This is a genomic window from Paenibacillus sp. HW567, from assembly GCF_000374185.1.
In the GTDB taxonomy this organism is placed as follows: domain Bacteria; phylum Bacillota; class Bacilli; order Paenibacillales; family Paenibacillaceae; genus Paenibacillus_AQ.
The window spans coordinates 3,975,237-3,986,935 of the sequence record NZ_KB910518.1; the positions used below are offsets into that span (position 1 = coordinate 3,975,237).

Genomic DNA, 11,699 nt, shown 5'->3' on the forward strand with positions numbered 1-11,699 from the left:
TCACCCTTTTCCTAATTTTTCCCGGCCGTGTGCCGTATGCCATACTTGTTCATCCGGGCCCTTGGGATAGATGCCATAAAAGTTATTGGCGAACCCTCTTAAATGCGGCGATGCATGGTAGCTGCTGCGAATAGCTTCGAAATCCGTAGTTTCGCCAAAGCCTGGAGTCTGGTACAGATCCCGCGCATAGCCCCATAGATTCGGGAAATCCGTCAGCCGGTTGCGGTTCGTGTTAAAGACGGAGTAATATGCGGCATCGAACCTGGCTAGAGTGGTGTACAGACGCACATCCGAATCCGTAAGGACATCGCCGAACAGGTAGCGGTTGTTCTCCAAATGGCGCTCCAATTCGTCCAGACGGGCGAAGAGCGCATCATAAGCTGCTTCATAGGCCTGTTGTGAATGCGCGAACCCCGCTTTATACACACCGCTGTTAATATCCCGGAAAATAACATCATTCAGGTCATCAATCTCAGCCCGCAGCGGCTCTGGGTACAGGTCCGGGGCTCCCTCCTTATGAAACGGCGACCATACCGTCTCCAGGTAATTTGTCAGCCGGAAATAGTCGCTGTTCACGCCTTGCCCGCTGATCACATCCACAATGATTGGGACGGTCGGACGGCCCTTGTAAGCCGGATCGGCCCGGTCGTAAATCTCCTTGATGTACCGGATGCCGAGCACCGGATCAACACCGCCTTCATCCAGCGAGAATTCCCAGCCGTATTCCGTACGGAAATGGCTCGCGGTTCCCAGACTGATCACGTTGTCCAGGCCCAGCAGCTTGCGCACGATAACAGCCCGGTGGGCGTATGGGCATGCCGCCATCCACAGCAGGCGGTAGCGCCCCGCTTCCGGCTTGTGTTCACCCGGGCCATAACCAAAAGGCACGGTGAACAGATTGGCTTGCGGAACAAAGGAACCGTCAGCCCGCAGCTCATTCGCAAATAACGGATGCTTGCTCCCTGCTATGCTCATCTCCACACCTCCTTGGAAAGTTCAACGATATATTTAAGTTTCCGCCACTGCTCTTCCTCTGTAAGCAGATTCCCTTCTTCTGTAGACGAGAATCCACATTGGGGACTGATTGCCAGTTGCTCCAGCGGCACAAACGCTGATGCCTCTTCGATTCTTTGGAGAATTTGCCCCCGGTCCTCCAGCTCGCCCGTTTTGGAGGTGAACAGGCCCAGCACCACCCGCGCATCCTTGCGCTGCAGGTGGCGAAGCGGCCTGAAATCCCCGGCCCGCTCCGTGTCATATTCCAGAAAGAATCCGTCGATGTTTTCTTTGCCGAGCAGGGTCTCGGCCACCGGCTCATATCCGCCGGAATACGCCCAGGAGGACTTGAAATTCCCCCGGCAGATATGAGTGGTCACGATCAGGTCAGACGGCTTCTTCTCCAGTGCCTTGTTCACGGTATTGATGGCAAACTGGATCATCTCATCTCTTGTGAACTCGCTCAGCGCATTGCGGCCATCCGGCCATAGCTCAACGGCCGCCAGTGAGGCCCAGTGAACATCATCCAACTGCAAGTATCGGCAGCCGGCATCATAGAACGCCTGAATCACCTGCTGGTAGGCAAGGCCAATATCATAGGCGAACTCCCTGAAGTCGGGATAAATCTCCTTATTGCGTATCTCCTCATGCAGCAGTTCGTGCAGCAACTGGTTAGGACTGGGAATCGTCTGCTTCGCCACAATGCCGTCATATTCATCTGCCACCGATTTCAAAAACCTGAAATCCTCAATGAATGGATGAGCCGGATCAAAGGATATGCGGCCGGTATTGCGGATATCGTAGGCGGGAACGCTGTTTTTCTCATTCTTGAAGGTGTAACGCGCATCTTTTCCTGGCGAGAAGCCCTCAAAGCCGCCGAGATGCTCCAGGAAATCATAATGCCAGTATGCGCGGCGGAACTCACCGTCTGTAACACCCCGGAGACCTGCCTCAACCTGCTTGTGAACGATAATCCTTATTTCTTCATTCTCAATCTGGCGCAATTGTGTTCTGTCTATAATGCCGTTACTATATCTGCTTCGGGCGGCACGCAGCCGTTCCGGCCGCAGCAGGCTGCCTACATGGTCAGCCCGAAACGGTGCCGCTTGCTCAAGAGCGGTGTTCGCTTCCTTGATCCCCATTTGCCAATCTTCCTTTCTCTCCCTCCCGCCATCCAGCCCGGGGGTTTACTCAATAAATCCCATCTCCGCCAACTTGTCCTCTTCCAGATACAGCGCCAGCCCGGTCTTCATTGTCCGGAATCCCAAGTGCTTGTAGAAGTCTATTTTGTCCGGATGGGTAAAGAGGATAACGTTGCAGTGGCGGACAAAGCTGAGCAGGTTCTCGATAATCAATCTGCCGATACCCTGTCCGTGATATGCGGGATCAGCAGCAATATTGTAGATCGCCGCCTGCGAGACCCCGTCTGAAATTACCCGTCCGAACCCGATTAACGTCTGGTTATCATACACGAAGGTTACAGCATAGCTGTTCTCAAAAGCCTGTCTATGGCGTTCGCCCGAAGCTTCCGATAATCCGAAATGGCGCATAAGCTGGGCCACGCGTGCCCAATCCCGTTCCTGGCAGTCATTATGAATCTTCAGATTCATGGGGGTAACCAATGCCTCCTCATAATTCCGAGTAGTCTTATATACTTTTAACAGATTGTAAGGAATATTATCTCGAAAATATAGTAAAAAACAGAACTTCACTAACGAGAACTATCTCCTTGACAAAGACAAAGAAAGTCGCTTTAATCTAATAAATACAATTCCTATATACAAAGTATGATTAAAGACGGCAAGGAGGGACTTCTGTGGGTATAACCGATAAACGGGGATTGATGTACCGTCCGTTTCAGCCAACGTTTGAGAAGGGGCTGGATACCTACACGGAATGCCAGGCGGCTGTCTCCGGCGCGTTCAACGGAGGTCTGCAGTTCTATGGATTTTATATGGACAATCTGAATGTAGATAAAATGTTCGTATTGCCTGACGGCTGCATGAACCTCGTAATTTGCTGCTGCCGGAGTCATCCGTCGGCTAATATATGCGGAAGTCTCTTCAGAGGAAGACAGGGGATCTTCGTACGCCCGGAATGTGAATATTTCGTCATCCGGTTCCTTCCGGGCTATGCTGAACATTTCTTCAAATATCCTATCGGTGAATTCAGTGAGCAGGAAATTCCGGTGCAGGAGATTGTGCCCCATGCTGCTGTGTTATTGGAGAGAGTGGCGGAGAAAGACAGCTTCGCAGAGCGAGTCCGCGCCTTTGAGAGCTTTTACCGGGATTATATCAGTGGAACGCTGGAAATTCACAAGCTGGTCAAATATTTAACCGAAAAAATCATTGACGGCCGCGGTGCTTCCGGTGTATCTGATTTGTCACAGGACACAGGTTATTCCAGCCGCTATATTTTGAAGGTTTTTGAAAGATATGTAGGCACATCTCCCAAGCTGTTCAGCCGCATCGTGCGGTTCCAGCATGTTCTGAGCACACTGGAGACCGAGCATTATGAGCGGACGCTGGACCGGATCTTTGATCTGGGCTACTTCGACCAGAACCATTTTATCAAGGAGTTCAAGGAATTCAGCTTCACTACGCCTAAAAAATATATTCAACAGGCCGGCACGATTCCCGGCAATCCGCGGCTTCCCTCTCACTGAGCCTGCCTGCGGCCAGCGGCTGACAACACAAACCAGCACATCTCCAGGTTACGGGGACGTGCTGGCTTTTAGCTTTTTACTTAAGCAATCTATTCCTTAAGCTCGTGTGTCACCGCTGAAGGCTGCGGCACAGCTTGAACCGGATTGGCCGCCGGTATTCCCGCAGAGCCCTTCGTCAGCCCCTTGATCAGCGCCTCCACATCAATCCCGGAGACGCTCTTCAGCATTTCGGGAGCGGTGGACATGAGCTGGGTCACATAATTGCTGACCCGGGCCGCGCCTTCACCGTTGCCGGTATCGACAACCGTAAGCTTGTCGATGGAGGCCAGCGGCTCGGCGATGCGTCCGGCGAGATCAGGCAGCATCTTGACGATGATGTCGAGCACAGCGGCTTCCCCGAATTTCTGGAAGGCTTCCGCCAGCTTCTCCTTGGCCTCCGCTTCCGCGAGACCGCGCAGCCGGATAACCTCGGACTCCGCCTTACCTTTGGCCAGCTCGGCATCTGCCACAGCCTGACCTTCCAGCCGTTTCTGCTCGGATGTGGCTCTCGCCTGCGTTTCGATGCTGTACTGCAGGGCGTCGGCTTCACGCATTCTCTTGGCCTTGTCAGCCTCTGCCGCCTGCTCTACCGCATAGCGGTCGGCTTCGGCCTTCTTTTTCACCTCAGCGTCATACTGCTTCTCGCGTACCTGAATCTCTTTGGCCTGCAGGTCGATTTCGCGTTCCTTGCGGACCAGTTCGACCTTCATCTGCTCTTCAACCACCGTCTGCTTCGCGCGGGCCTCCTGAATGTGATATGCCTGGTCGGCTTCCGCCTTCGCCATATCCTGATCGCGTTTGAACGCCGCAACCTGAAGCTGATTATCCTTGGACGCCGCGGCAATATTCGTATCGCGCACAAGCTCTGCCTTCTGCCCTTCCTCTTCGGCAATCGCCTTTTTGATCCGGGCATCCCGCAGCGCTTCGGCTTCGGCAATTTCCGCATCCCGCTTCACCGTGGCAATCCGCGGTTTCCCGAGCGCTTCCAGATACCCGTGCTTATCGCGCACATCCTTGATCGTAAACGAGACGATCTGGAGTCCCATTTTCTTCAGATCACGCGCCGCTACCCCCTGGACCTCCTGGGCGAAACGGTCCCGGTTGCGGTACACCTCTTCTACTGTCATCGAGCCGAGAATCGCCCGCAGATGGCCTTCCAGCACCTCCTGCGCCTCGCTCTTCAGCGCTTCAATCGGCTTGCCCATGAACTGCTCGGCTGCTGTAGCGACATCCTCAGTGGAGCTGCCCACCTTGATAATCGCCACGCCGTCGGCAATCACCGGCACCCCCTGCTCGGTATAGACCTCCGGGGTCGTCACATCCAGCTTATGGGAGAGCAGGGACATGAACTCAGCCTTCTGAAAGATCGGCAGAATAAAGGCCCCGCCCCCGCGGACAATTTTGATTTTGCGGCCGGAGCCGTCATCCGAAATATGATTGCTGCCCAGGAACGAGCCTGTGACAATCATCCCTTCATCGGGCCCAACCGTCTTATATCTTGCCCAGAACGCTATTCCGAGTACAAAAAGCACCGCAACCACCACTGCAGGAATAAACAAATATTCTGGCAAACCGTACATTACGCATCCTCTCCTCTTCGCTGTTCGAATTCAGATACAAGTGCAACACCTTCTTTTACCTCTACGACTACAACCTTACACCCCGCAGGCAGGGGATGATGATCAAAGCCCGCCGCCGTATGCAGACTGTTGGCCGCACCGAACTTCACCATAATCTCTCCGTAGCCCTCTGCCGGAACGGGAACCGTAACCTCCCCTATCTTGCCGGGCAGCTCACTCATGGAGAATCCGCTGGACATCTCACTCCTGTTCATCGGCTTCACCACTCCCAAATACATGACGACGGCCATAAACGCCGCAGTCAGCAGGGCCAGAGCCAGAATCGGGCCGTTCTCCAGACTGCTGTAGCGGGTCAGCAGAAGGCCTGCTCCGCCGAATACGGTAATGCCTCCGGCCAGCACGGCGGGACTAATCCAATGAAAGGTAACCACATCAAAAACCCCATGCAGGGCACTGCCGATCAAATCTCCCACCAGCACGCTGACTACGGCAAAAATGACACCGAGCGCCAAACAGCCCAAATACAGCGTTTGCATATTGTTCTCCTCCCGTCTTTACTTCCGGACTGTCATAATAGTATAAACGCATGAACCATGTCCTTGGTTTCACAAAGTTGGGTTTTTATCTCAATATTATGGAAAAGGGTATTAAAAAACCGCCCCCGGATGGGAGCGGCTCATTGCTGTTGCCTGTTGCCTGTTGCCAGGTACGCAGCGGAATAGCTGTGTGCTGTCTTACAATGCCATGTTGTAAATCTCCACAACATCTTCCCGGTCCAGCTTGCGGAAATTGCCGAACGGTCCGAAACGCACAGCTTTGTCCGCCATGCTGCCGATCTCGCTGTCGTCGATATCATAATCGCCCAGCGTCTTCGGCGCGCCGATGGAATCCCAGAAGCTGCGCAGCGCTTCAATGCCTTCAAGGCCGACCTCTTCATCGGTTCTGCCGGCAGGATCAATACCGAACACATTCATTGCAAGCTGGCGGAAGCGGGCAGGGTTCGTAGCGAGGTTATACTTCATCCACTGCGGGAACAGAATTGCCAGTCCGCCGCCATGCGGAATATCGTAGACCGCTGAAACGGCATGCTCGATATTGTGGGTAGCCCAATCTCCGGCAAAGCCCATGCTGACCATTCCGTTCAAGGCCATCGTGCCGCAGTACATAATTGTCTCACGCAGCTCATAGTTGTTCAGATCCTCTATCAGCTTCGGCGCGGTCGCAATGACCGTGCGCAGCAGTGTCTCACAGAATCCATCCTGCACAAGTGTATTGCCATCGGTATGGAAATAATGCTCCAGCACGTGGGACATGATGTCCACCATGCCATAGACAGTCTGGTCGCGCGGCAGCGAGAACGTATTTACAGGATCAAGAATGGAGAAGGCAGGATATGCGTGAACACTGCCCCAGCCCATTTTTTCCTTGGTGACTTCATTCGTAATTACAGAGCCGTTGTTCATTTCCGAGCCTGTAGCAGCCATTGTGAGCACTGTACCCAGCGGTACAGCCCCCTGCGGAGCCGCCTTGCGCTCTACGAAATCCCACATGTCTCCATCATACTTTGCGCCAACCGCAACTGCCTTGGCACAGTCCAGCACACTTCCTCCGCCTACGGCGAGAATCAGGTCGATATGCTTCTCACGGCACAGCGCCACACCTTTATGTACGGTAGACAGACGCGGATTCGGTTCTACGCCGGATAGCTCAGTAACAACAGCACCGGCAGTGTTCAGCTCAGCGATTACATTATCGTACAGGCCGCTGCGTTTGATGCTGCCGCCGCCGTACATCAGCAGTACATTCTTACCGTATTTCGGCACTTCGGTCTGGAGTGCGCTCAGGGTACCTTGTCCAAAAATCAACTTGGTAGGATTATAAAATTCAAACTTGCGCATATTGTTGGCCTCCATTAGTTCAAGAGTGTGGTGCAATATTATATTATAAACCTCCGGTAACCCTCATTCAAATCGTAGGGGGTAAAGGCCAGGGCTATCGCTTACGAAATGAACTAAAAACAGGGAAAACCGTAAGTAGGCTGGTGCAATCTGAAATAACGGCAGAAATGCCGTTGTTGGAGCGTGATTGGACGGTTCGATCTGAAATAACGGCAGAAATGCCGTTGTTGGAGCGTGATTGGACAGTTCGATCTGAAATAACGGCAGAAATGCCGTTGTTGGAGCGTGATTGGACGGTTCGATCTGAAATAACAGCAGAAATGCTGTTGTTGGAGCGTGATTGGACGGTTCGATCTGAAATAACAGCAGAAATGCTGTTGTTGGAGCGTGATTGGACAGTTCGATCTGAAATAACCGCAGAAATGTTGTCGGAGCGTGAATTGTTAAGTTAAGTAAGGGAATTCCACCTCAGTTACCCGGCAAGTAGGGTGAACACGTCCGGGGCCATTTATTCCTGAAACTTTGAGTGGGTTAAAAAAACCCGTAGGCGATTGCCCTGGGGTAAAGGCCTTCACGCAAAAGAATGCCCCCAGACCGGAAAACGGCTGAGGGCATTTCTGTACCTGTAGCTTCATGGAAGGTGGCTTATTGGAAGCCTAGACTGTGCGCAAAGCGGCGGAAAGCCGCTTGGCCTTCCGGTGTCCGCTTATAAACGCCGGCATGCTCCAAAATATGGGTGAACTTGATGCCGACCTCATTCTGCACCGTCTTAACCGCTTCTTCACGGTTCATGGCGGTGCCAAAACGTGCTGCCAGCTCCTGAATCCAAGAAGCGTGCTGAGCCAGGGCATGGTCCTCCTGAGCTTGTACAGCTTCCAGCAGAGCTGTATCACCGGCCAGAATACCGGAAATGGCATCCAGCTCTTCCTTCAGCCGTCCCGGCAGAATCGCCAGTCCCATCACTTCGATCAGGCCGATGTTCTCCTTCTTGATATGATGCATCTCCCGGTGCGGGTGGAAAATCCCTTCGGGATATTCCCCGCTGGTCCGGTTGTTGCGCAGCACCAGATCCATTTCGAAGCCGCCGTCTTCGGCCCGGCGGACGATCGGGGTAACCGTATTATGAGGCGTCTTCTCTCCATCCACATCGCTAAAGGCATAGACTTCGGCTTCCGGATCGCTGTAGGCTTTCCAGGCTTCGTAGATCGTGTTGCCGCATTCCAGGAGCACCGCCGGATCTCCGCCATGCAGACGGAGTACCGACATCGGCCACTTCACGATGCTGAGGCTCACGCCCGGATAGGAATCGTGAGTGAAGGTAGCTTCCTTCGGCGCTTTCTGGATCGGGAACGTATGGCGTCCGCCCTGGAAATGATCATGCGTCAGAATCGAACCGCCGACAATCGGCAGATCGGCATTGGAGCCGATGAAGTAATGCGGGAAGGCTTCCACGAAGGCAAGCAGGCGCTTCAGCGTATCCTTGGTCAGCTTCATGGGCACATGATCATGATGGAACACGATGCAGTGCTCGTTATAATACACGTAAGGCGAGTATTGGAAGAACCACTTCTCGTTATTCAGCTCCAGCGGAATAATGCGCAGGTTCTGGCGCGGCGGGTGATTCAATCTGCCGGCATACCCGACATTCTCGCGGCAGAGCAGGCATTTCGGATACACCGGCGGCGGAAGCAGGCGGGCCATTGCAATTTCCTTCGGATTTTTCTCCGGCTTGGACAAATTGATCGTCATCTCAATGTCCCCGTATGGAGATTCCTGCAGCCAGAACACATTTTTGGAAATACGGTCCATACGAATGTAATTGGAATCTATACTCAGCTTGTAAAAGCGGTCTGTCGCTGCCTGAATGCCCTTCTCAGTCTTAAGACTGTAGAATTCGGCATTGACCTCGGAAGGACGGGCCATCAGGAGACCCATGATTTTGGCGTCCAGCAGATCGCGGTACGTATCCGTATTCTCCGAGATCAGTCCGATTTCAAAGCCGTAGTCGATCAGAACATCCAGCGGAGCCTGCGGACTCGCAAGCGCCGCTTCTGCAAATTGCTCTGCATACGGCTCGCTGAAGCCGAACTGGTCCAGCAGCTCATTGCGGCTGTAGTCGATATCCGCCGGTTGTATCAGCCCCTGGTGCTGTGCGAACAGCACCAACTGTTCAATGGCATGCAGCGCCTTCTGTGCGGCAGGGGCCGCACTCTTGTCGTTAGTCATTTCAATTCTCCTTCATGTGCTGTAGCGTAAATCCTAATGCAGCGTATCCGTCAGCCGGGGAACTGCTTACTCCCCGTAGCCTTGCGGGTTAGCCGAATGCCAGTTCCAGGCGCTCTGGATAATGCCTTCCACTTCGGCATGCTGCGGATTCCAGCCGAGCACCGAGCGGGCTTTGGCCGAGGAAGCCACCAGCACAGCCGGATCTCCCGCGCGGCGCTCTTGAATAACCACCGGAATGTCAAGGCCGGTCACCTTCTTGGCGGTTTCAATGACCTGCTTGACGGAAAAGCCCAGCCCGTTGCCGAGGTTGAACACGTTGCTGGCATTGCCGTCCCGCAGGTAGTTAACTGCCCGGACATGGGCATCGGCCAGATCGCTTACGTGGATATAGTCGCGCACACAGGTTCCGTCTTCTGTCGGGTAATCGTCACCGAACACTGCAATGCTCTCGCGCTGCTTCAGCGCAGTCTGGAGCACCAGCGGAATCAGATGGCTCTCCGGACGGTGGTCCTCGCCGATCTTGCCGCTGCTATGTGCACCTGCGGCATTGAAGTAGCGCAATGCCACATATTTGATGCCCAGCACCTTGTCGAACCAGGCCATCATGCGCTCCATCGTCAGCTTGGTTTCACCGTACACATTGGCCGGCTCCGTGCGGTCGGTTTCTTCAATCGGCACCTTCTCCGGTTCGCCGTAGGTTGCGGCTGTGGAGGAGAAGACAATTTTGTCCACACCGGCCTGCTGCATCGCTTCCAGAAGACACTGTGTACCGTACACGTTGTTGTCATAGTACTTAACCGGGTCCTTCATGCTCTCGCCAACCAGGGAGCTTGCAGCAAAGTGGATGACCGCGTCGATCTTATTTTCGGAGAAGAGCTTAGCCAGCGTTACCTTGTCACGCAGATCGCCTTCATACAGCTTGCCGCCCAGCAGCGCCTCGCGGTGTCCTGTCAGCAGATTGTCGATGACTACAACCTCTTCGCCCCGCTCCAGCAGCTCCGCCACTGTGTGGGAACCGATGTACCCTGCTCCACCCGTTACCAGAATCGCCATCTTACTTCTCCCCTTTCAGTTCTTCTACGCCATTGCCGATTCCGCATACATAGAACTCGCCGGCCAGGCCAGTCTTGGCTGTGTAGGCCTCTCCTACTTCACGGATAAACCGCTCTACATCATCCTCATGCACCAGCGATACCGTGCAGCCGCCGAAGCCCGCGCCGGTCATGCGTGAGCCGAGTGTGCCGGGAATCTTCTGCGCTTCCTCCACCATCACATCCAGCTCCAGGCAGCTCACTTCATAGAGATCGCGCAGCGACACATGGGAGTCGTTCATATATTGCCCGAATTGCTTCAGGTCGTTCTTCTTGAGCACTTCAACAGAGTCGAGTACGCGCTGGTTCTCTTCCACTACGTGGCGGGCACGGCGTCTAACGGTCTCGTCTGTGATTTTGTCCTTATGCGCTTCGAACTGTTCAGGCTTCAGCTCCGCCAGGTAAGACAAGGTCGGAACCTCCCGCTTCAAAATAGCCAGAGCCTCTTCGCATTGGCTGCGGCGCTCGTTGTACTTGGAATCCACCAGGCCTCTCTTCTTGTTCGTGTTGCCGATCACCAGCTTATAGGAGCCGGTCACAAACGGAATCAGGCTGTACTCCAGGGTATCGCACATCAGCAGGATTGCTTGGTCGCGCTTGCCGTTGGCTACCGCGAACTGGTCCATAATCCCGGAGTTCACGCCGACATATTGGTTCTCCGCACGCTGGGACAGCAAGGCGATTTCCACCGTATCCGTATCTCCGCCAAGCAGCGTCAGGAAGGCGAACCCGGTTACGACTTCAATGGAAGCCGAAGAGGACAGGCCCGAGCCGTTCGGAATCTCGCCGTGGAACAGGAGGTCATAACCGGCGGATACCGGAAGTTCCTTCTTCGCCAGCTCCACCATTACGCCGACCGGATAGTCTACCCATTCCCCGGTTTTGGCTTTGCCGATTTCACTGTAGTCAATAGAGGCTTCATATGGAAAATTCGTCGATGCAAACTGAACCTTGCCGTCGCTGCGCGGACGCACGATCAGTGTGGTTCCGAAGTCCAGCGCTGCCGGAAACACGTACCCGCCGTTGTAGTCCAAATGCTCTCCGATGAGATTTACCCGTCCTGGAGCATAGAATACCCGCGCCTCCTCTGTGCTTTCTCCGTATTTCTCGATAAATTTGACCTTCAGATCCTGTATGCTCATTATTGCCACTCCATCCTTTCGCTGCTTGTCGCTTCAACTTTGGCAAATCGTATTGCTGTGGTTAT

General features: G+C 54.0%; 11 protein-coding genes. 2 read left to right on the plus strand and 9 right to left on the minus strand.

What is annotated here, in order from left to right; translation table 11 throughout:
• Genes B212_RS0118045 through B212_RS0118055 form a run of 3 tightly spaced genes read right to left on the minus strand, consistent with a single transcriptional unit; the run spans position 1 to position 2,603 of the window.
• Positions 1–975, minus strand: coding sequence for a glutathione S-transferase family protein (locus tag B212_RS0118045; RefSeq protein WP_019912372.1), 975 nt, complete (start codon positions 973–975; stop codon positions 1–3).
• On the minus strand, positions 972–2,135 hold the full coding sequence (locus B212_RS0118050; RefSeq protein WP_019912373.1) for a 5-methyltetrahydropteroyltriglutamate--homocysteine S-methyltransferase: 1,164 nt from the start codon (positions 2,133–2,135) through the stop codon (positions 972–974). The genes B212_RS0118045 and B212_RS0118050 overlap by 4 nt, the downstream gene beginning before the upstream one ends.
• 45 nt (positions 2,136–2,180) lie before the next feature.
• Positions 2,181–2,603 carry a GNAT family N-acetyltransferase gene (locus tag B212_RS0118055; RefSeq protein ID WP_019912374.1) on the minus strand — a complete coding sequence of 141 codons (423 nt, stop codon included), beginning with the start codon at positions 2,601–2,603 and terminating at the stop codon, positions 2,181–2,183.
• Positions 2,604–2,809: 206 nt separating this feature from the next.
• On the opposite strand from B212_RS0118055, the gene B212_RS0118060 reads away from it, so the two are divergent.
• The gene (locus B212_RS0118060) at positions 2,810–3,658 is read left to right on the plus strand and encodes an AraC family transcriptional regulator (RefSeq protein ID WP_019912375.1); all 849 of its coding nucleotides are present in this window, start codon (positions 2,810–2,812) and stop codon (positions 3,656–3,658) included.
• An 89-nt stretch (positions 3,659–3,747) separates the two neighbouring features.
• On the opposite strand, the gene B212_RS0118065 is transcribed toward B212_RS0118060, so the two are convergent.
• The 3 genes from B212_RS0118065 to B212_RS0118075 form a co-directional block, all read right to left on the minus strand.
• On the minus strand, positions 3,748–5,277 hold the full coding sequence (locus tag B212_RS0118065; RefSeq protein ID WP_019912376.1) for a flotillin family protein: 1,530 nt from the start codon (positions 5,275–5,277) through the stop codon (positions 3,748–3,750).
• Positions 5,277–5,813: a hypothetical protein gene (locus B212_RS0118070; protein ID WP_019912378.1), complete on the minus strand. Its 537-nt coding sequence runs from the start codon at positions 5,811–5,813 to the stop codon at positions 5,277–5,279. The genes B212_RS0118065 and B212_RS0118070 overlap by 1 nt, the downstream gene beginning before the upstream one ends.
• 198 nt (positions 5,814–6,011) lie before the next feature.
• The gene (locus B212_RS0118075) at positions 6,012–7,175 is read right to left on the minus strand and encodes an iron-containing alcohol dehydrogenase (RefSeq protein ID WP_019912380.1); all 1,164 of its coding nucleotides are present in this window, start codon (positions 7,173–7,175) and stop codon (positions 6,012–6,014) included.
• Between the two features lie 167 nt (positions 7,176–7,342).
• Between B212_RS0118075 and B212_RS33910 the strand changes: the two genes are divergently transcribed.
• On the plus strand, positions 7,343–7,627 hold the full coding sequence (locus tag B212_RS33910) for a hypothetical protein (RefSeq protein WP_084673418.1): 285 nt from the start codon (positions 7,343–7,345) through the stop codon (positions 7,625–7,627).
• A 193-nt stretch (positions 7,628–7,820) separates the two neighbouring features.
• Here the strand turns inward: B212_RS33910 and B212_RS0118080 are convergent, their stop codons facing one another.
• From B212_RS0118080 to B212_RS0118090, 3 genes are all read right to left on the minus strand, one after another.
• Complete coding sequence (locus tag B212_RS0118080) at positions 7,821–9,401, minus strand: UDP-glucose--hexose-1-phosphate uridylyltransferase (protein WP_019912381.1); 1,581 nt, start codon at positions 9,399–9,401, stop codon at positions 7,821–7,823.
• Between the two features lie 66 nt (positions 9,402–9,467).
• Complete coding sequence (gene galE, locus B212_RS0118085; protein WP_019912382.1) at positions 9,468–10,454, minus strand: UDP-glucose 4-epimerase GalE; 987 nt, start codon at positions 10,452–10,454, stop codon at positions 9,468–9,470.
• 1 nt (position 10,455) lies between these two features.
• On the minus strand, positions 10,456–11,634 hold the full coding sequence (locus B212_RS0118090; RefSeq protein ID WP_019912383.1) for a galactokinase: 1,179 nt from the start codon (positions 11,632–11,634) through the stop codon (positions 10,456–10,458).
• Positions 11,635–11,699: the final 65 nt, after the last annotated feature.

Bases quoted from the DNA above. Each gene is read 5' to 3' on its own strand.
- B212_RS0118075 (WP_019912380.1), bottom strand. From the start codon at position 7,175: ATGCGCAAGTTTGAATTTTATAATCCTACCAAGTTGATTTTTGGACAA.
- B212_RS0118065 (WP_019912376.1), bottom strand. From the start codon at position 5,277: ATGTACGGTTTGCCAGAATATTTGTTTATTCCTGCAGTGGTGGTTGCG.
- B212_RS0118045 (WP_019912372.1), bottom strand. From the start codon at position 975: ATGAGCATAGCAGGGAGCAAGCATCCGTTATTTGCGAATGAGCTGCGG.
- B212_RS33910 (WP_084673418.1), top strand. From the start codon at position 7,343: ATGCCGTTGTTGGAGCGTGATTGGACGGTTCGATCTGAAATAACGGCA.
- galE (WP_019912382.1), bottom strand. From the start codon at position 10,454: ATGGCGATTCTGGTAACGGGTGGAGCAGGGTACATCGGTTCCCACACA.
- B212_RS0118050 (WP_019912373.1), bottom strand. From the start codon at position 2,135: ATGGGGATCAAGGAAGCGAACACCGCTCTTGAGCAAGCGGCACCGTTT.
- B212_RS0118055 (WP_019912374.1), bottom strand. From the start codon at position 2,603: ATGAATCTGAAGATTCATAATGACTGCCAGGAACGGGATTGGGCACGC.
- B212_RS0118070 (WP_019912378.1), bottom strand. From the start codon at position 5,813: ATGCAAACGCTGTATTTGGGCTGTTTGGCGCTCGGTGTCATTTTTGCC.
- B212_RS0118080 (WP_019912381.1), bottom strand. From the start codon at position 9,401: ATGACTAACGACAAGAGTGCGGCCCCTGCCGCACAGAAGGCGCTGCAT.
- B212_RS0118090 (WP_019912383.1), bottom strand. From the start codon at position 11,634: ATGAGCATACAGGATCTGAAGGTCAAATTTATCGAGAAATACGGAGAA.